The organism is Cupriavidus sp. KK10, assembly GCF_018223725.1.
Lineage (GTDB): Bacteria > Pseudomonadota > Gammaproteobacteria > Burkholderiales > Burkholderiaceae > Cupriavidus > Cupriavidus necator.
On the sequence record NZ_CP073678.1, the window covers coordinates 1185265 to 1205497 of the forward strand.

A 20233-nucleotide genomic window follows, 5' to 3' on the forward strand; every position below is an offset into this window, starting at 1 on the left:
CCAAGTACTGTCCGCTGTGGCCTGATCGGCCGTTCGATCCCTGCAGCAAGCGCGCGACTGGGTGCATCGGTTCGTGTGCTGATACAACGAAGAGCACCGCCACAGCGGCCTGAAGTACGTCACGCCGATCCAGCGACACCGCGGACAAGCGCCGCGCCTGCTGGCGCAACGTACGGCGTTGTACCAGGCGGCACGTGCGCGCCATCCACAGCGTTGGTCGGCGGGAATCCGGGATTGGGACTTGGCGCAGGTGGTGGTCTACCTGAACCCGGAGCGAACCGCGGAGCCCACGTACCGGAAAGCAGCATAGCGGCGGACGCGACAACTACTTTGACACACGCCGGATCGAAGGAAAAAGTGCCATTTCGCACACAGTCCGCCTGAAATTTGCCACTTCGCAACCTAGACTTCGAGAACATGGGATAACTTCTTAATAAGCCCCGGGGCAAGGTCAGGTGGTGAGGCGTGGCCGGTGACTGGAATATCGGGTTGAAATATCGGCGCGACCCTTCCGCAAGCCGCAACGAGTTTCGCGTTGTAAACGCTGGGTGGGGATGTTGACTTTCGCCGTCGGCATCCACGCTGCCCGAATTGCCTCAAACAAGAAGGGGAGAACCCCAAATGCGCCATTGCGCTGTACTGGGTTGTCTGGCGGCTGTCGCCTTGTCCATTCCGGCCGCGCCGCTACCCGACTCAAACCGGTCGGCACCCGGCACGGAGGCAGCGCGTTCGGTCCGCCTCGTCGACCGTGACGACGACCGGATCTCCGATGACCTGCAGGCGCAGATCGCGGCGGCACGACCCGGTGACCTCGTCCGGGTCGTCGTCACGTTCAGCGGTCCGGGCACTGCGGCCACGGCGCGGCAGGCGGTCGGTGCTTTCACTCTGCATAGCGAATTCAGGATCATCCGCGGTTTCTCCGCCACCATGACGACCGCCCAGGTGAGGGCGCTGGCGCAGCAGCCTGGCGTGCGGCGGATCGAGGAGGACTTCACCGTTTCGACCAAGCTCAACGCCGCCCGCGCCGACTTCGGCACCGACGCGGCACGCGCCAGCTTCGGGGTGGACGGCGCCGGCATCAAGGGTTGCATCGTCGACACGGGCGTCGATCCGAACCACGAGCAGCTGGATGCGCGACCGATCCCGTTCTTTGATGCCATCAATGGACGGGGTAGCGCATATGACGACCACGGCCACGGCACCCACGTCGCGTCGATCGCCTTTGGCGACGGCACGGGCAGCTCGGGCGCCGCCACCTACAAGGGCGTGGCGCCCGGCGCAGCAATCTACGCGGCCAAGGTGCTCGACCAGTCCGGCTCTGGACTCGAGAGCCAGGTCATCGCCGGCATCGACTGGTGCATGTCCCAGGGCGTGAGGATCATTTCCATGAGCCTGGGCTCCGGCGCGCCGTCAGACGGACAGGACGCCCTGAGCCAGGCCGCCGATGCAGCGGTGAGCAGCGGTGCCGTCGTGGTGGTGGCGGCCGGCAATTCGGGCGACGAGCCAGGCACGGTCGGCTCGCCCGGGGCCGCGGCGCAAGCCATCACCGTGGCGGCATGCGCGGAGTGGTCCGCTCCCGCCGGCGCGCCCAACCATTCGGACGGCATCTACGTGACGCCGTTTTCGAGCAGGGGACCGACGCTGGACAACCGTGTCAAGCCGGACATCTGCGCACCCGGACTGACCATCACGGCTGCAAAGGCCGGCACGGTCAGCGCCTATGTCACCTACAGTGGCACCTCCATGGCCACGCCGTTCGTCTCCGGCACCGTCGCCCTGGCTCTACAGGCGAATCCGCTCCTGTCGCCAGCGGACCTGCGGCAGAAGCTCGAAGCCACGGCGCAGGACCGTGGCCCGGCCGGCAAGGACAATGATATCGGCGCCGGGCTCCTCGACGGCTACGCGCTGGTGGCCAGCGCCAAGGGGGGCAGCTACCAGCCGACCGTCTTTCCGACGTATCGCAGGGTCACCGCCAGCGTGGCGAGTCATGGTCTGTGGAGCTATACGTTCTCCATCGCCCAGGCCGACCTCGGTGTTCCCATCGGTGCCACGGTCACCATCAACGGCCAGGCGAAATGCATCCTGCCGCTGTTGGGCAGCTGCCTCGCTGCGCAGTGGGAGCCCGATCTCGACGCCAGGCTGCTGGACCCCAATGGCGTCGTGCTGTCCGAGAGCCTGTGCATGGCCGGAGTCGAATGCGGTGGAATCGGCCGTCAGGAAACAATGCACGCACTGCCCACCGTGGCCGGGACGTACACCATCCAGGTGTCCCCGTCCGAGGACAGCGTGAACCTGGGCAAGGGCGGCAGCTTCGCCCTGGACCTGTCGACCGGCCCTCGAACCGGCATCGCGAGCCTGCCTGTCGCGCATGTGGGCGGCCTGAGCGCCAGCAGCACCGCAAACAAGACGGGATGGACCACCACCGTCACGGTCACGGTGCACGATGCCAGTCACAACCTGGTGCCAAACGCAACCGTGAGCGGAACCTGGAGCGGCGGCTACAGCGGGAGTTCGGCCTGCACCACGGGTGCCGACGGACAGTGCATGGTCACGAGCGGAACGATCGCCAAGCGAAAGAACAGCGTAACCTTTACCGTGACCAATATCACCGGCACGCTTACCTATCAGGCCAGTAGCAACGACGTGACAAGCGTTACGGCGACAAAACCGTGATGCCTTTGGTTCGCGCTCGCAGCGCGAACCGGGTACGGGGCCGTCAGCGAAAAAAGGCCGGCTGCGAGCAGCCGGCCTGCGCTGGCGTCTAATGGATTAAGTCGTGAAACCCGCATGGTGCTTGATTTCTGTTTTCGGAAGAAGATTTTGTTCCCCTATTTATTCACTCGCTTTGCCTTTGCAGCGAGCACCTCGCCATTAACGCGCGGACAGCAGGCGGGCAAGCTGAGAGCATCATGCAAAGCGAGCCGCAGTGCCATTGCTCGGGCACGCGGACAATGGCCAACCAGGACATGCTATGTCGGGCGAAGGCCTCCCGGAGTCGGCTTGCAGGAGCAGGCTCCAATCCACCCGGTGCTGCAACGCCCCACCGGCACGTTGTTGCGCACCACGGACGCATGATGGATGCCCCTCGGCAGTGACAGTCGCATGAATGATGAGCGCGGGTCGCACGAATGATGATCTTTGACACCACAGGTACGTTGTTTCGCAGTGAAATAAGAACACCCACAACAAGCAATGACGGCTTTCAAAGGGAGGGGCCATCGACATGAGGTGTCATCTCTGTATAATTTTACTTTCGTGAAAGTTATTCCACATCTATGCCGAGGCCGCTTCCTGATCCAACCCCGCCATCACGCGCGACAATCCGAAGCATTGACCAGCTTGGTGACCGGATACGGGCAACGCGGGCAGGGGTAGGCATGCCCCCGGCTCGAAGATGACCAGCGCGTCATGCACGCCGGCGGGCGACCGCGTCGCCATAAACGGGCACCAATCCGGATGGCTGCAGCCGTAGATCACTCTCCATGAGAATCGCGGTGGCCGGTGCAGCCCGTTCAAACCCATCAGGCCACGCGCGGCTCGCTAAACACCAAGCCGGAAGCGGTTGGCCAGCGCTTCCACGATCGATGCCTGCAGTTTGTCGCGAGAAATCTTGAGAGGATCGCGATCTGCGGTCGACGCCATCCAGCGCTTGAAGTCGACGAACGCGGCTGGACTGATTGTCGTCATCCGCGCCATCCTTCCGGTCACGGAAACGATGGGCGCAGAGAATGAAGGCGCCCCCAACAGAACATTTGCGCGTCGCGCCTGGACTGCCCAGAGGTCGTCTTCGTCGTCGGTCAGCTGGAGCGGATGAGGGTCAAGATCGGCGGCCTCGCGACGCTGGATGTCCACCTCGAAGCCCTTTGCGTTCACTGCCGTGAAAAGTTGATCATCCCGAATCTCGAACGTGCTATCTACCTTGCGTAGAACGTCCAGCATGGAGAGATCCAGGTTCTTCATTCGGGAAGCAAACTGAAGGCGTTTGCGCGTATCCCAAAGAAGATCGACGTCGCGAGTTGCGAGGGCGCGTTCCTGCAGGCGAACCCCGGCCGCGGCTTCATACGCATAGAGTGCGTGCGTCCCGATGACGATGAAATGCTCGGCGATATTGAGCCGTGTCATCACCTGAAGGATGGCCACGAGGATGTCCGGAGCCCGGCCAACGCGGATCGCTCGGTTCAGCCGCCGGTGCCGGTCGAGCTCGTCTGCGAGCGTCTTGAGCCGGGCCTCGGCGGCTTCCTTGCGCGCGTTGAACCGCGAGTACATGTCCTCGGTCGTTTCCGAACGCACCCCGAGGCTCTTCTGCTTGTTGTCCACGCCGGTCCGAATCAGGTACTCCCGGCCTTTCGTGGTTCGCCAGAGCATCCCGCCGCGAACCTCTGCGGCCTTGGCACGCGCTGATTCCCACGCTTCGAACACCGCCTTGGCGTCGATATACTGTCGCAGCGCATCCTCATCCAACTCGATCCACGGATCCATGAGTTTCAGTATAAAACAGCAACATGCCAATTTTATACTGAAACTCGTATATGTGGGCCATACCGGCCCCGAGCGTCTCTGGCGGGCCGAAACCACTCGACGAAGCGCGTCGGCTACAGCTGGCGAGGAAACCTCGCAGATGGTGTCTGCACAATCTAGTCGGCCGACGCACTCTGATAGAGGGTTGGCCGGGGAAAAGCAGAAAATCCGCCACATCTCTGAATAGAAAATCGATCGTTGGGTCGAGCGGCGGCGCACGCCTGGGCAGGTCCAGCAGGTAGTCCCCGAGCCGGTTGATGCGCTCCCGCCGGTGAGGCGACAGGGCCTTGAGCGCGTCGGCATAGACGGGATGTCCATGTTCCTGCAGTTCCTTGAGTTCGCGCGACATCCACTGGACGTCGTAGAGGATGACCAAAGGCATGTTCTATCGACTCACTCTACTGCCATCCTGCACACATGGCCGTAGAAATCATGAGTCGGCTATCCTTGCATGCCCCCATCCTGCGATAGCCGACCTGCGCAGCGAATCACCCATCAAACTGGGGCGCGTTTCTGCTTGCGCAATGTCGAAGGGGCAACGCCATACCACTGACGGCAAGCCCGCGACAATGCAGATTGGGCGGGAAGGCCCAGAAGCATGGTTATCTGGCCTGACTGGAACAGTGAGAAGCCGGCCAGCGTGAAAGCCGTGATCCGTAGCGAGTCCAGCATTGCCTACGCTATATATCGCACGCAACTCTTCAATGCCAAGGATCTGCGCCGGGTGCGTGCCATCCAGAAGGGCTACAAGGTGAGGACACTGAGTGCGTTCCTCGGCAAGCCGGCACCGGCGGCAGCCGCCCCCATCGGCTGGCCGAAGCCTGCTGCGGACGCGACGGATTCGCTGGCCTTCTTCCGCTACCTGAACTTCATGCTGCAGTTCGCGCCGACGATGCCGAGCGAGCAAGCTGTGATGGCGCGATTCGCAAAGATCGGCGTGGGCCGCGGCTTGCCGTTCGACGAGCGCTCGCTATCGCCGGAGATACAGAAGACCCTGGCAGCCGGCATGGCTGATGGCAAGTCCCATTTCGTGGAATTCAAGAAGACGCAACTGGACACAAGGAAGCTCACCAGCGGTGACTTGTTTGGCACACGCGAGCACCTGAAGAACAACTACATGTACCGCTATGCAGCGGCGGCACTGGGGATATTCGGTAACTCGGCGGAAGAGGCGATTTATCCCGGCTACTTTCTGGACGCCGCAGGCAATCCGCTAAATGCTGCCGCCACGCGTTATACGCTGCATTTCGACAAGGACAAGCTGCCGCCGGCCAATGCGTTCTGGTCGCTGACGATGTACGACGGCAAGAGCAAACTGCTGGTGGCTAACCCTCTGAACCGTTATCTGATCAACTCTTCGATGCTCGGCCAGCTCAAACGCGATCGCGATGGCGGGCTGACCCTGTATGTGCAGAAGGACAGCCCCGGCAAGGATAAGGCGAGCAACTGGCTGCCGGCGCCTGACGGGCAATTCTATGCCATCTTGCGCGTGTACCTGCCGAAACAGGAGATGCTGTCTGGCCAATGGCGCCAGCCGCCCATGGTGGCGGCCGAGTAAGAATCCGGCACAGGCAGCAGGGCGCCAGCGTGACTTTGAAAATCCGATACGAGAGAGGAACTATGAAAAATGCAATGATTGCCAACGCCTTGATGGGCTTCGCACTCGCTGGCGTCGGCACTATCCATGGCCAGGCCTCCGCTGCCCAGGCGGCAGGTGGACCCGTGCCGGTCACGGTAGACAACTTCGTGCGGGCGGAGTCCGACATGTATATCGCCGGGGTGGCAAAGCAGGGCGGCGTGGGCAAGCTGCAGCACCGGCGCGAGCCCGCTTCGATCGATGAGCAGACCGTGATCCGCCTGAACCGTGACACGCTGTATTCCTCCGGCGTGTTCGATCTCAATGCCGGCCCCGTGACAATTGCTGCCGGATCCGGGCAAGCGCTTCATGTCGCTGCAGGTCATCAGCGAGGACCACTACATGCCCAATGTGTTCTACGGTGCCGGCACGCATACGCTGACGCGCGAGAACGTCGGTACGCGCTACGTGGTGGCGGCCATCCGCACGCTGGTGGATCCGAACGATCCGGATGACCTGAAGCGGGTCCATGCGCTGCAAGACGCCATCAAGGTCAGCCAGAAGGCGACGGGCAAGCTGGAGTTGCCCAACTGGGACCAGGCCAGCCAGAAGAAGGTGCGCGACGCGCTGCTGACGCTGTCGGCGACGACACCGGACTTCAAGAAGTCGTTCGGCAAGAAGGGCGAGGTCGATCTTGTGCGCCATCTAATGGGCACGGCGGCTGGCTGGGGCGGCAACCCGGACAAGGACGCCATCTACCTGAACATCACACCGGAAAAGAACGATGGCAAGACCGTGTACCGGGCGAACGTCAAAGATGTGCCCGTGGATGGATTCTGGTCGGTCAGCGTTTACAACGCCGAAGGTTACTTCCAGAAGAACCCGGCCAATGCCTACATCGTCAACAACATCACAGCGAAGAAGAACGGTGACGGGTCGATTCCAATCCAGTTCGGCGGGTGTAACGGACAGGTGTCCAACTGCCTGCCGATCGTGCCCGGGTGGAACTACACCGTGCGCCTGTATCGGCCGCACGCGGAGATTCTCCGTGGCGCATGGAGTTTTCCGCAGGCTCAGCCTGTCAATTAAGCAGAGCGTGTCAATTGTTGCAGTGGAAGATTCCGGGACGAAGGGGGCATTCCAGATCTGAGGAACGCCTCGGTGCTGTTTCGGGAGGGAGAGATTGGTGATTCCTCACAATGCGGCGTTCGCACCGACTGTAAGCGTGGCGCCTCCCTTTACAAGGAGACACACCATGAGGCGAGCAAGTACCACCATCCTGGCCGTCGTTGCCGCAGGCGGCCTGATGGCGCCGCTGGCCGGAAATGCCACAGAGGGCGCTTTGGGCCGACCAGTGGCGGGCACCAGCGTGTTTTCCAATGTCGCCGTAATCCCGGACCAGCCGGTATGGATTGCCAATCTCCAGCAGCTCTATATGGACGGATCGATCAGCGGCGGTCGCCAGGTGCCGATCGGTGGCCGTACCACGTTGGGCATTGACGCGAAGATCGCGTTTACGCTGGCTACACTCATGAAGGTGTGGGATACGGGCCCCGGCGCCTGGAATTTTGCCTCGAGCTTCACGCTGCCCTATGTCTGGACTTCGGTGCACGCCAACGCGGGCGTCACTGCCGGCGGTGCCAGTTTCTCGCGTGGCACCTCGGATCGGGCGTCGAATCTTTACGATATCTATTTCAGCCCGATCATCGCCGGCTTCCACTTCTCGCAGACCAGCCACATGGCCTTGAGCTTCAATGTCTGGGCCCCCACTGGGCAATACGACAAGAACGCCCTGGCCAATCCGAGCCTGAACACCTGGACTTTCGTGCCGCAGGTCGCATTCACGCACTCGATGCCGCAATACGGGCTGGAGTTTAACGCCGTGGCGGCGTTCCAGTTCTACACGCGCAACAGCGCCACTGATTACCAGAATGCGCCGCTGTTCACGCTTGACGTCATGGGGCTGAAGAAGTTTGGCGCCTGGGGGGCAGGGATCGTCATGGGCACGGTTCAGCAACTGGGCAACGACACCGGGCCCACGGCCGACCGCCTCAATGGCTTCCGCAGCCACGACTTCACGATCGGGCCGATTGTCACGTACGACACCAAGCTTGGCGGCAAGGCGCCGCTTTCTTTCAGCGTGCGCTGGGTACCAACGGTCACCAGCAAGAACCGGCTGGACAGCACTGCCACCGTATTGGCTACAGCAACGATCGTATTCTGACTTTCACGTGCGACATTCGGCGAACCCAACAGGCTTCGAATCCACGCTTTCCCTTTGATCGACGTTGTTGCATAAATCGAGATTAAAAACAGGGGCTCCTCGGTGAGGCTGAACTCAGGCGATACGGACGGATTGCGGGCGAGCGAGCGCGACCATGCGGTTGAGCACGCCCGCACGGATGGCCACTTCGGCGGCCTGCGACCCGATTTCGCGTGCCCACAGACTGTGTCCCGTCAGCGTCTTGAGGCGGTACATCAGGGTCTCGGCCAGCGAGCGCCGGTGATAGCCGCTGGCGGCTTTCCATTCGCCTCGACTGCTCTTCTCGATGACATCGATGGCCTCGTTACGCCAGGCTGCGCCCGGCGTACTTTCGGACCAAGGCTTCGCGCCATAGCGTGGTGGGGTCGAGGGCTGTGCACCTCGCGCGGCAATCTCCGCGTGGCACGGCTTGCTGTCGGAAGCGCCGTCGCCTCCGATGGTATCGATCGGTGTATCAGCCGGGATCTGGTGGAGCAGGTCGGCCAACACTTCGCCATCGCCAACGTCCTGGTGGGTCATCAGTGCAGCACAGATTTGGCCGGTGTTCGCGTCCATGGCGAGATGGACCTTGCGTCAAGTCCGGCGCTTGGACCAACCGTGCTTGCGAACCTTCCCCTCGCCTTCGCCGTAAAGCTTCAGCCCAGTGCTGTCGATCACCAGATGCAGCGCCTCGCCGGTACGCGAGGCGGGCAGCACGACGTTCAGATTCTGCGCGCGGCGGCTCAATGTCGTGTAGTTCGGCACTGGCAACGTTGGGAAGGCCAGGGTGCGCAAGCTCTGCGCGAAGCCTTGCAGCGCGCGCAGCGGCAGGTGGAACACCTGCTTGAGACCGAGCAGACCCTGAATCAGCGCATCCGTATAGACAAACGGGTGGCCAGGTTTGGGCGACTGGGCTTTAGCCGGTGGCACGAGCAAGCTCTCTTCGACCACATCGTCACGTCTCCTCGGGCTATCAGCCCCTTGTACTGCGCCCAGTTCTTGACGCGGTAGACCCTCTTGGGCTCGGTTTGCTGTCGGTTGTCCTTGCGCATCGTCCCGGAAAAAATCCAAGACACTACGCCGCTTCGTCAGAAGTTAACAGAGGCAGCTTTCCAGCCGTTGCGCGTAAACGCCAGCCCAACCCACCCCGGATTTATGCAACAACGCCCATCAAAGCAATTGACATAATTGATACGTTTTCCTCGAATGTGTCGAGTTGGCCTTGCCAGTTTCGGAGGGTAACGTTATAGACCAACGCATCCCGCTTTATCTTCAATCGACACCACTCAGATGGGGGGCGGGTGCAGAGCGCTATCTAGACGCCCGTTCCCTCAGCGCAAAAGAGTAATGGCGAAGTGGAAGGTTGTAGCGGTGGGCCGCGGGTGAAGACTCATCAGAAATGGGGACGGGAAAGAAGGAACAGAAGGGCGCATTACCGCTGAATTTCTAACATAACGCCCGTTCACCGAAATTTTGGGGTGGTATGTTTGATTGGGAGAGAAGGGCAGGGTGCGAGCGCCGCCGGCACCTCAGTCGGCCGTCGACGCGCAAGCGTTCGACTCGTTAGAAGAGTCGAAATGCGCAGCGGCATACACGGCATTGCACGCCCAGATTTCTTCCCCGTCCTTGTAGAAAGTGACCCATTTGCCGTCGCTGACGCAGTGGGCGACAGGGAAGACTTCGGCATGGCGGCCGGCGGCCAACTCCCGCATATGAGGCCGGATGTATGGCTGCAATCTCCACCTTCGAGCCATCGATCTTGAAGCCATGGCAATCTCGGGGGGCGTCCATGTATGTATAAGGAGATGGGTTCGGCTGGGTCATGGTGCAACTCCCAGCACCGTGGCGGCGATTCTTCGCACAGTAGCGGCGCATAGACGTCGACCGCCAGAAGCCGGTCAATGGATCGGAGCAGCCTGGGGCATTCCCCTACTTGCCCCGCTGTGGATGGCTGCTGTTTCCACTGGTTGATGAACTGGTGCTTGCCCGTCTCGCAGCTCTGACTCACGTTAACGTCGACAGACTAGTGGCGATCCAAACACCAGCAGCGTGGGTGTCCGACCGACGCGGCCTTTCATTCTGCTTCGAGTGCCTCGCTCTGAATCCCCTCGATGTCTTTTCGCCTCGCTGGAAACGTGAGTGGCTGAATCCGGCGGCAACTGTCTGTGAAATTCACGATCACCGCTCCAGGCCACCTCAAGATATCATGAAAGACGCTTTTCGTCACAGGCGGCCATTGGTAGGTCGTCTGCCGAATGGTCGCAACTGGCCGATAGTCGACGATTTGCGACCGGAGTGTTCCGATCGGACTGGACTATGCGCTAGGTAGGTGATTGCTTTGGCACGGCGGCGCCTGAATTACCGAAGGAGAACCTGTGCGGCCAAACGTTTTTTGGCCTGATTAACCGGCCCGTCACGCTTCAAGAATCTCAAGACCGTTCTCGGCACACCATTGTCTCAGCGCTCTTTCGACAGAATCGGCTTCAAACGTATACCAGACCTCGAGAACGCCCTCGCGCCGCAGCAAATCCTTGAAGCGCGAGTAAGCCCCTTGCCGTTGGAAAAATCCTTCGACCTGGTCGTAACACGCAGGCAGCTCTTGTGCGACAAAGCGTAAGGCGAGAGTTCTTCCAAGATCGAGATCGTTCTTATGTGGTATCGCAAGGTATCGGTCGGAAGTTTCAAGGTCATCAGGAATATCCTCGTCGAACGCGTCATTGGACTCAGAGGTCCAATAGACTCTGCCAGTATCGAGCGAGACATACGCGTTGTGCTCCATCGGCGCCGCGTAGCTAACGAAGTCGAAGGCCATAGAAAGATCCTCGTGTTTGACTGCGACCATGGCTCTACTCCCATAGGTTGTCGCGTGCGAGTTGTTCGGGCTCGGAGATATTCGGCGACCGCGGTTAAACGACTCAATGTGACGCAATCCAGCTGCGAACATTTGGCCCTTAGCCTTTACCCAAGGGCAACGCTTCATAGTACCGCAGCGCGCCTCGCAGCTCTGCGCGACCCATGGTCACCGCGTCCGCTAGTTCGCTTTGGGCTACCTTATGCGCCGACTCATGTCGCCCGCCTCTCGGTTCGAAGTGGCGGAGAACGGCGTACTGACCTACGGCTTGTACCGGCCGGCTACTGCCGTGACCCCCAAGCCAGGTGCCCAGGTCATCGCCGCGGCCACCGGGGCGAGGCGGGCGGAAGCGCGGTCCGGCCATGCGGACTACTTCACATATCACGCTGTACCCACAAACTCGCGAGTGCTTGGCGCATTCCGCTATCACGTCACTGACATTTGGCGGCGCACGCTCCGGCGACGCAGCCAAAAGGACGCAATGACATGGGAGCGAATGAACCGGCTCGCAGATGCTTGGCTCCCGCAACCGCGAATCCGCCATCCATGGCCCGATCAGGGTTTCGCCGTCAAACACCCGAGGTAGGAGCCCGGTGCCCGAATTGGGCATGTCGGGATCTGCGCGGGGGGTGCTCAGTAATGGGCATTCCTACCGCGTAATGGGTGTCCGATGAAACGGGGCAACCCCAGTCGACGATGGATCACGCATATTTTTCTTATTTCTCCTTCTGAAAAATTTCATGTCAGCTTGCGTGACGGTTGCGGCTAGATTGGGCGCAAAGTGCGTACGGTACACAATGTTTGCGGCCGGCTTCCCTTTGGAACTGTGGTCCAGGCTTCGTAGGAAACAGGAACTTGTCGAGCCCTGGTACCGGGATCCGCCTGGGAAGCATCAGCCACCAACTTATCAGGCTTACTTCATCCAGGCGCCAGCGTTCACCGGTTCGTTAGCCGGTAATTGCCGTGTTCATGAACGATTGTGCCAATGGGGTCTGCAGGTCCGCGGGGGTAACCGGCAAACGGCCGCTGGGAGGATGGGGGATGAACCGTTGGCTTATACATATGTTCCGTCATGTCGGAGCATGGCTGTTCGCCAGTCTGACGCTGATCGCCTTTAACGCGTATGCGCAAGCTGCGTCGGACCAGCCGGCTCCCTTCAAGCCTGAAGAACTCGAGGCACTGGTCGCGCCCATCGCGCTCTACCCCGATTCGGTGCTGTCCCAGGTCCTGATGGCCTCCACGTATCCGCTCGAGATCGTGCAGGCTGCACGCTGGGTCAAGGCCAATCCGAAAGTGAAAGGCGATGCCGCCCTGAAGGCGGTCGAGAGCCAGCCCTGGGATGTCAGCGTGAAGTCGCTAGTGGCGTTTCCCCAGGCGCTTGAGCCGATGAACGACAAGCTCGACTGGACGCAAAAGCTGGGCGATGCCTTCCTCGCCCAGGAGAAGGATGTGCTGGCGGCGGTGCAGCGGCTGCGGTCGCGAGCGCAGCAATCGGGGAACCTCAAGTCGAACGAGCAACAGAACGTGATCGTGGAGTCGCCTCCGGCTCCAGTCCAGGGGCAGCCCAGCCAGACTGTTGTGCGGATTGAGCCCGCGAACCCGGAGGTCATTTACGTGCCGGCCTACAATCCGACCGTTGTCTACGGCGCCTGGAGCTCTCCCGCCTATCCACCTTACTACTGGCCACCATATCCTGCCTACTATCCGGGCGCAGCGCTGGCCACTGGCTTTGCATGGGGCGTCGGCCTGGCCGCTGCCGGGGCCATCTTCGGCAACTGCAACTGGGGTGGCGGCGACGTGAACATCAACGTCAACAAGGCTGCCAATATCGACCGGAACTTTGACCGCACCAAGGTGCAGGGGGGTGGACGATGGCAGCACGATGCCTCGCATCGGAAAGGCGTGGCGTACCGGGATAACGCTTCGCGTGAGAAGTTTGGTGGCAGGAGTTCGGCCGGTTCCGACAGGCGCAATGATTACCGTGGTCGCGATGGCGGTCGGGGCAGCTCGGACCGGGCGTCTGCGGCCGATCGCGGAGGGCGTGGGGGGGCGGATCGGAGGTCTGCGGCCGATCGCGGAGGGCGTGGGGGGGCGGACCGGGCGTCTGTGGCCGATCGCGGAGGGCGCGGCGACCGCAGTGGTGCCGGAGACCGCGGCGGCGTGTCGAATCGTGCCGGGAGCGGGCGTGGCGGCGGCGCGGGCGGCGGTCGGGAGAACGCGTTCCAGGGCGTAGGCGGGGGTGGCGCCGCGGCCCAACGTGACTTTGACCGGGGCCGATCCAGCATGCAGTCTTCTGGACACCGCCAAAGCGGTGCGGCCAGAGGAGGCGGCGGTGGTCACGGCGGCGGCGGATTCGCAGGCGGAGGCGGCGGCCGTGGCGGAGGCGGTGGTGGTGGGCGTGGCGGCGGTAGGCGCTAATCTTGGGGGATGCGATCATGGACTCGATACAACGACTTCCTCGGTCCCGGTCTTGCGCCTGGGGCAGCGCCATCGCCATGGTGCTGGCGCTATTGACCTTGGGGATCGCCCCAGCTCATGCGCAGAAAAACTTCAGCTCGCCCGAGGCTGCTATGAACGCATTTGGCGAGGCGGTTGCCACCAGCGACGACGATGCGATGAAGTCCCTGCTTGGTGCCAATTATCACGAACTGATCCCTCCGGTTGGCGCAGAGATTCGCTACCGCTTCCTTGAGGCCTGGAGCCAATCGCATGCCATTCGCCCCGAAGGGGGCAACCGCGCTCGGATTGCGGCCGGCAATGACGGCTGGACCTTGCCGATTCCACTGGTGAAAACGGCCAAGGGATGGCATTTCGATACCCGCGCCGGCGTTGCCGAAATGCAGTTGCGCCGCATCGGCAGCAACGAGCTGGCGGTGATGCAGACCTTGCTGGCCGTTTGCGATGCGCAGAATGAGTACGCGCAGATGACCCAGAAGACGCAGGGTATGTCGGTGTACGCGGCGAAGCTCGTCAGCTCGCCCGGCAAGCACGACGGCCTGTACTGGCCAACCAAGCCCGGCGAGGCGCAAAGCCCGCTGGGACCAGCGTTCCTTGAGGCCGGCATGCGTAGCAGGGGCCAGGGAGGCTACTACGGTTATCGCTACAAGCTGCTTACCTCGCAGGGAAGCCATGCTCCGGGTGGCAAGTATGACTATCTCGTGAATGGCAAGCTCTTCGGTGGATTTGCGGTGATCGCGTGGCCGGTTCGCTACGGCGACACCGGCATCAAGAGCTTCATGGTCAGCCACGATGGGCGAGTCTTTGAGCGTGATCTTGGACCGGATAGCGCAGCCAAGGCCGTGGCGATCCGGTCATTCGACCCGGGGCCGGGCTGGACCGAGGTGACGCCGTGACACGCACGCTGCTTGCCTGCCTGCCGTCGAGCGATGATGTCGACGGCATTTTCCGATATTTGGCCTAAACCGAAGGTGAGTCATGTCTATTCTCTTGCTTGGAAACCTCGACGCCAAAACCACTGATGAGGAAATCGGCGCCTTCCTGGTGAAGTACGGATTCCCGGAATACACCAGCATCGAACACATGGAAGGCGACGGCACCAGGCCTGCCGTGCGGCTGACCTTCGATACCCTCGACAATGACACCCTGGACAAGCTACGGGGGCGTATTCACGATATGTTTTGGAAAAGTCACAAGATCACGGCCCTCGTAATGAGAGAGCGCTTCAACTGAAGCGAGGGGCGCATAGGACACTCTGAATGAGTGCAACGCAAGTCTGATCAGGGGATACACCATGAAACGCATGTCATTGCTGGCCGCTGCGGTGTTGGTAGCGGCTAGCGCTTCTGCGTGGGGGCAAACCGAAACCCGCGTGGATATCACGCAGTCACCCGGACAGGCGACAGCGACCGGCACGGCAAAGCTCACCGCCAAGATCGTCAAGATCGATGCGCCGACGCGAACGGTTTCGCTCAAATCCGCCGACGGCAAGACCACGGACCTAGTCGTGGGACCGGAGGCGAGGAATTTCGAACAGCTCAAGGTCGGCGATACCGTCACGATAGAGTACAAAGAAGCCCTGACCATGAGCCTCAAGAAGGATAAGGGGCCGCTCGCAATGCACGAGCGCGAGACCTCGGACCGTGCTGCGCCGGGAGCAAAGCCAGGTGGCACAGTCGGCCGGGAAGTGACCGTCACGGCGGACGTTGTAGCGGTCAATACCAGCGCCAAGACCGTGACCCTGAAGGGGCCGAAAGGGCGCACGGTGGACCTCGTGGTGGGGGATCCAGACCGTCTTAAGGGCATCAAGAAGGGCGATCGGGTCGAAGCAGTCTATACCGAGGCCGTTGCGGTGTCGGTGCAGCCGGCCGCGGGCAAGTAGCAGCACCGGAGCCAGGACGAGCCAAGCCCGTCGACCATGCGGGCTCCCATCCTGGCGTCCGCAGTCGGGGGCGCAGCCAATTCGGTATTTCGCCACGGCGAACCGCCCCCGGCCCCCTTAGCTCTTCTGTCACAGAATTTCCAGCGGAGATCGACATGGATGCAGCAAAGCAACTGGTTCACGCGCGTGAAGTTGGCCTGAAGACCGGCATGGTGCTGCAAAGGCGCCTGAAGATTGCGCAGGAGGCCTATCGTGGACGCGTCCAGCAGGCCGTTGGGGATCCGAGCGCCGGCCCGCCCACGCCGATGGCCGGCATGGATCCGATGAGCGGCTATGCATATGCCATCGACGGCATGCAGCGTGCCATTCTGTTCTGGGACACGCTTAGGCAACGGGGCAACAACTTTGTCGAAAATGCCATGCAGGGGCTCAAGCCGGTCCTGCATTTTGGCTACGAGACCGTTTTGGACGGGCGCCAGTTCCAACGGCCCGTCAACTATGCCCTGTTGAAAATTACACCGCCCGATGGCGTGACGATCGACGATAGCCGCCGCCCTTATGTCATCATCGATCCCCGCGCTGGCCATGGCCCCGGCATCGGCGGTTTCAAGGACGACTCGCAGGTGGGCGTGGCGATGCGTGCCGGCCATCCGGTGTATTTCGTCATCTTCTTCCGCGACCCCGAGCCGGGGCAGACCCTGCTGGACGTGTGCGAGGCCGAGCAACAGTTCATCAGAAAAGTGCGCGCGCTGCATCCGCACAGCGCCAAACCAGCGATCGTCGGCAATTGCCAGGGGGGGTGGGCCGCGATGATGCTTGGGGCCTCGGACCCGGACGACGCCGGGCCGATCGTGATCAATGGCGCACCGATGTCGTACTGGAGTGGTGCCTGGAGCGAGGGCGAAGGCGACAACCCGATGCGCTATTCCGGCGGACTGCTGGGTGGGACCTGGTTGGCCTCGTACACGGCGGACCTCGGCAACGGCAAGTTCGATGGCGCTTGGCTGGTGCAGAATTTCGAGAACCTGAATCCGGCCAACAGTCTCTGGGACAAGTACTACAACCTGTACAAGAAGGCCGATACCGAACCGCCGCGCTTTCTGGAATTCGAGCGCTGGTGGGGCGGCTACTACCTGATGAACCGCGAGGAGATCGAATGGATCACGCGCAACCTGTTCGTCGGCAACAAGCTCTGGGACGGTGACGTCAAGAACGCCGGTGGCAAGGCGTTCGATCTACGCGAGATCCGCTCGCCTATCGTGCTGTTTGCCTCGATGGGCGACAATATTACCCCGCCACAGCAGGCATTCAATTGGGTGGTGGATATCTATGGCAGTACCGAGGAGATCAAGGCTCGCGGCCAGGTGATCGTCGGCATGTTGCACCGCAGCGTCGGCCATCTCGGCATCTTCGTCTCCGGCACGGTCGCGAAGAAGGAGCACGCGCAGATCGTCTCGGTGCTCAAAAGCATCGAATTGCTGCCGCCGGGGCTCTACGGCATGGTCATCCATGAGCGCAAGGGCAGCGCTGGCGTGGACTATGAGGTCGAGTTTGAGGAGCACTCGCTCGAGGAGATCGCCAGCAGGCTTAACCGCTTTGATCGCGTCGACGAGAAGCCGTTCGAGACGGTCGCCAACCTGTCGGACTTCACGCAGCGCGCCTACGAGCTTTTTGCGCAGCCTTACGTCCAGGCGGTGTCCAATGAGATGACAGCGCGGGTGCTACGCGAATTCCATCCGCTGCGCATGCAGAACTGGTTGTTCTCGGACCTGAATCCGTGGATGGCATGGTTGAAGCCCGCCGCCGAGGCGATCAAAGCCAACCGGCAAGCGCTGGAACCGGACCATCCGCTGCGGCAGCAGGAACAGGCGGGGGCGGAAATGCTTAGCGCGGGATTGGACGCCTACCGGGCCGTGCGCGATGCCATGACTGAGTACACATTCTTCAACGTGTACGCCAACCTGTTCCCGTTCCTGTCAGGGAGCGAGCCTCCCGCCCGCGCGGGCACATCGGCCGCTACCGCCCCGCAGGACCTGCCGGAAGTCAAGACGGCGCTGGCCGCAGTTGGGCGTGGCGGATACGCCGAGGCCATCGCCCGGCTCGCCTGCCTGCTGAGCCGAAAGGGCGAACCACTGCCGCTGTCCAGGCTAGAGTTGCGCAAGGAACTGGTGACGGACTATGCGGATCTGCTGCCGGAGCTGGCGCCCGACGCCTGGCGCAGGATCCGCGGTCAGCAGGAACTGATCGCGCGGTACGCGCCCGAGCAGGCGCTTCAGACCCTGCCGGTACTGCTCAGGCATCAGGCCGACCGGCAGCGGCTGCAGGCGTTGGCGGAGAAGCTGCGTACCGATGAGCGCCTGCTTGGCGCCACGCCCACGCCCGAGCAGGCGGCAATGCTTGAGCAGATCCGCACGCTACTTAGCGCCAAGCCGGGACGCGTGGGCGGCACGGCCGTCCCACTCAAGCGCGCGTCCTAGCGCGCCGTGGGTCGCCTGCATCGCCGGCGACCGATACCAATGACCCTGATGCAGGAGCGAGCCGTGAACGCCAAGCATGAGAAATACCAACGTCTGATCGATTACTGCAAGACGATGCCGCCCACGCCTACCGCGGTGGTGCATCCGTGCGATCAGTCTTCGCTCGAAGGCGCGGTGGAGGCTGCACGGCTGGGCCTGATCGCGCCAATCCTGGTCGGGCCACGCTCGCGCATCGAGGACGCTGCGCGCGCAGCCGGTCTCGACATCCGCGAATACCCGATCGTCGATGCCGATCATAGCCATGCGGCAGCGGCGGCCGCCGTGCAGCTAGTGCGCGAAGGCAAGGCCGAGGCCTTGATGAAGGGCAGCTTGCATACCGACGAGCTGATGGGAGCCGTGGTCAAGGGCGACAGCGGCTTGCGCACCGCCCGGCGCGTCAGTCACTGCTTCGTGATGGACGTGCCAGGGCACGAGGACGCCCTGATCATCACCGACGCCGCCGTCAATATTGCCCCGACGCTGGCCGAGAAGGCTGACATCCTGCAGAACGCGATCGACCTGGCCCACGCATTACGGGTCGAGGAGGTGCGCGTGGCGATCCTGTCGGCGATGGAGACGGTCAACCCAAAGGTGCCATCGACGATCGATGCCGCCGCGCTGTGCAAGATGGTCGACCGCCACCAGATCACCGGCGCGGTGGTCGACGGGCCGCTTGCCCTGGACAATGCGATCAACCTGGATGCGGCGCGGATCAAGAAGATCGACTCGCCCGTGGCGGGGCGTGCCAATGTCTTGCTGGTGCCGGACCTGGAGGCCGGCAATATGCTCGCCAAGAGCCTGACCTTCCTGGCCGGCGCCGACGCCGCGGGCATCGTGCTGGGCGCGCGGGTGCCGATCATCCTGACCAGCCGCGCCGACTCCGTCACGACCCGGCTGGCGTCGTGCGCGGTGGCCGTGCTGGTGGCCAGGGCACGCCGCGAGTCCGGCCAGGTTGCGGGGTGATGCCATGGCCGCACTGATTCTGGTCCTGAATGCGGGTTCGTCGAGCATCAAGTACTGTGCGTACGACACCCATGACGATGCACTAAGACTTGTCTTGCGCGGCAGCATCGACGGGCTCTACACGGCGCCGGCATTCCGCGCGACTGATGCGTCGGGGGCCGAGATCGAGACCAAGCGGTGGGACGCCGGCACCGATCTCGGCCACGAGGGGGCCATCGCCTTCCTGGCGGACTTCCTGCGCGGCCATGGGGAAGGGCATACGCTGAGCGCAGTGGGGCACCGGGTTGTGCACGGGGGAGTACGCTTCACCCAGCCGGCAAGGGTGACGGAGGCACTGCTGGCAGAACTGGACACGCTTTGCCCGCTCGCGCCTCTGCACCAGCCCCACAACATCAAACCGATCCGCATCCTTGCCGAACGGCGCCCTGAGTTGCCGCAGGTCGCCTGCTTCGATACCGCCTTCCACCGGGCGCAGCTCGAGGTGGCACAGGCATTCGCATTGCCCGCGGCGATCACGGCGCGAGGCGTCAGGCGCTACGGGTTCCACGGGCTGTCGTACGAGTACATCGCGGGGGTCCTTCCGAGCGTCGATGCCGGCGCAGCAGCAGGACGCACGGTCGTGGCCCACCTCGGTAACGGCAGCAGCATGTGCGCGCTGGTGGCGGGGCGCAGCGTCGCCAGCACCATGGGCTTTACCGCGGTGGATGGCCTGCCGATGGGAACGCGCTGCGGCAGCCTCGATCCGGGCGTGATTCTGTACTTGATGAGCGAACTCGGCATGGATGCTCGGGCCATCGAGGACCTGATCTACCGCAAGTCGGGCCTGCTCGGCGTCTCTGGCGTGTCGAGCGATATGCGCGCGCTGCTTGCGAGCGACGATCCGCAAGCCCGCTTTGCTATCGAGTTGTACACCTACCGCGTCGCCCGCGAGCTTGGCTCGCTGGCTGCCGCCGCGCAGGGGCTGGATGCGCTGGTCTTCACTGCAGGCGTCGGCGAGCATGCCGCGCCGATCCGCGAGCGTGTATGCGAGCTGGCGGCATGGCTTGGCGTGAGCGTGGATCCCGCCGCCAATGCCAGCGACGGACCGCGTATCAGCTTGGCCTCGAGCCGTATTCCTGTTTGGGTCATCCCGACCAACGAGGAACTGATGATTGCCAGACATACCAGGGACGCCCTTGCAATGCCTACACGATAACCGCCGTTATAGCCCATCAAGGCAGCGGCTTGG

11 protein-coding genes and 4 pseudogenes are annotated in these 20233 nt (G+C 62.4%); 11 read left to right on the forward strand and 4 right to left on the reverse strand.

Annotated elements, in window-relative coordinates:
* Positions 1-621: 621 nt before the first annotated feature.
* Positions 622-2673 (forward strand): S8 family serine peptidase, encoded by a 2052-nt coding sequence (locus KB879_RS36910; RefSeq protein ID WP_153955612.1) that lies wholly within the window; start codon positions 622-624, stop codon positions 2671-2673.
* 867 nt (positions 2674-3540) lie between these two features.
* Here the strand turns inward: KB879_RS36910 and KB879_RS36915 are convergent.
* Entirely contained in the window at positions 3541-4479 is a 939-nt protein-coding gene (locus tag KB879_RS36915) for a GSU2403 family nucleotidyltransferase fold protein (RefSeq protein WP_211982834.1), read from the reverse strand.
* A 208-nt stretch (positions 4480-4687) separates the two neighbouring features.
* Positions 4688-4894 (reverse strand): annotated as a pseudogene (locus KB879_RS40645) (Tn3 family transposase); the annotation flags it as partial.
* Between the two features lie 222 nt (positions 4895-5116).
* Between KB879_RS40645 and KB879_RS36925 the strand changes: the two are divergent.
* From KB879_RS36925 to KB879_RS36935, 3 genes and pseudogenes are all read left to right on the forward strand, one after another.
* Positions 5117-6076: pseudogene (locus tag KB879_RS36925) on the forward strand (DUF1254 domain-containing protein); the annotation flags it as partial.
* A 74-nt stretch (positions 6077-6150) separates the two neighbouring features.
* Positions 6151-7183 (forward strand): annotated as a pseudogene (locus KB879_RS36930) (DUF1254 domain-containing protein).
* A gap of 166 nt (positions 7184-7349) precedes the next feature.
* Positions 7350-8318, forward strand: coding sequence for a transporter (locus KB879_RS36935; RefSeq protein ID WP_211984514.1), 969 nt, complete (start codon positions 7350-7352; stop codon positions 8316-8318).
* 114 nt (positions 8319-8432) lie between these two features.
* Here KB879_RS36935 and KB879_RS36940 read toward each other — a convergent pair.
* A pseudogene (locus KB879_RS36940) lies at positions 8433-9388 on the reverse strand (IS5 family transposase).
* Between the two features lie 1361 nt (positions 9389-10749).
* Entirely contained in the window at positions 10750-11178 is a 429-nt protein-coding gene (locus tag KB879_RS36945) for a hypothetical protein (RefSeq protein WP_153955607.1), read from the reverse strand.
* A 1050-nt stretch (positions 11179-12228) separates the two neighbouring features.
* Here KB879_RS36945 and KB879_RS36950 point away from each other — a divergent pair.
* From KB879_RS36950 to KB879_RS36980, 7 genes are all read left to right on the forward strand, one after another.
* Entirely contained in the window at positions 12229-13605 is a 1377-nt protein-coding gene (locus KB879_RS36950; RefSeq protein WP_211982838.1) for a DUF3300 domain-containing protein, read from the forward strand.
* Between the two features lie 17 nt (positions 13606-13622).
* Entirely contained in the window at positions 13623-14540 is a 918-nt protein-coding gene (locus KB879_RS36955; RefSeq protein ID WP_211982840.1) for a DUF2950 domain-containing protein, read from the forward strand.
* A gap of 82 nt (positions 14541-14622) precedes the next feature.
* The gene (locus KB879_RS36960; RefSeq protein WP_153955604.1) at positions 14623-14877 is read left to right on the forward strand and encodes an RNA-binding protein; all 255 of its coding nucleotides are present in this window, start codon (positions 14623-14625) and stop codon (positions 14875-14877) included.
* Between the two features lie 61 nt (positions 14878-14938).
* Complete coding sequence (locus KB879_RS36965) at positions 14939-15526, forward strand: DUF1344 domain-containing protein (RefSeq protein ID WP_013959533.1); 588 nt, start codon at positions 14939-14941, stop codon at positions 15524-15526.
* Positions 15527-15681: 155 nt separating this feature from the next.
* Positions 15682-18003: a DUF3141 domain-containing protein gene (locus tag KB879_RS36970; protein ID WP_211982842.1), complete on the forward strand. Its 2322-nt coding sequence runs from the start codon at positions 15682-15684 to the stop codon at positions 18001-18003.
* A 63-nt stretch (positions 18004-18066) separates the two neighbouring features.
* Entirely contained in the window at positions 18067-19005 is a 939-nt protein-coding gene (locus KB879_RS36975; RefSeq protein ID WP_013959531.1) for a phosphate acetyltransferase, read from the forward strand.
* 4 nt (positions 19006-19009) lie between these two features.
* Positions 19010-20200 (forward strand): acetate/propionate family kinase, encoded by a 1191-nt coding sequence (locus tag KB879_RS36980; protein ID WP_013959530.1) that lies wholly within the window; start codon positions 19010-19012, stop codon positions 20198-20200.
* Positions 20201-20233: the final 33 nt, after the last annotated feature.

Coding starts and splice junctions, on each gene's coding strand:
- KB879_RS36960 (WP_153955604.1), top strand. CDS start 14,623: ATGTCTATTCTCTTGCTTGGAAACCTCGACGCCAAAACCACTGATGAG.
- KB879_RS36935 (WP_211984514.1), top strand. CDS start 7,350: ATGAGGCGAGCAAGTACCACCATCCTGGCCGTCGTTGCCGCAGGCGGC.
- KB879_RS36970 (WP_211982842.1), top strand. CDS start 15,682: ATGGATGCAGCAAAGCAACTGGTTCACGCGCGTGAAGTTGGCCTGAAG.
- KB879_RS36955 (WP_211982840.1), top strand. CDS start 13,623: ATGGACTCGATACAACGACTTCCTCGGTCCCGGTCTTGCGCCTGGGGC.
- KB879_RS36915 (WP_211982834.1), bottom strand. CDS start 4,479: ATGGATCCGTGGATCGAGTTGGATGAGGATGCGCTGCGACAGTATATC.
- KB879_RS36980 (WP_013959530.1), top strand. CDS start 19,010: ATGGCCGCACTGATTCTGGTCCTGAATGCGGGTTCGTCGAGCATCAAG.
- KB879_RS36910 (WP_153955612.1), top strand. CDS start 622: ATGCGCCATTGCGCTGTACTGGGTTGTCTGGCGGCTGTCGCCTTGTCC.
- KB879_RS36965 (WP_013959533.1), top strand. CDS start 14,939: ATGAAACGCATGTCATTGCTGGCCGCTGCGGTGTTGGTAGCGGCTAGC.
- KB879_RS36945 (WP_153955607.1), bottom strand. CDS start 11,178: ATGGTCGCAGTCAAACACGAGGATCTTTCTATGGCCTTCGACTTCGTT.
- KB879_RS36950 (WP_211982838.1), top strand. CDS start 12,229: ATGAACCGTTGGCTTATACATATGTTCCGTCATGTCGGAGCATGGCTG.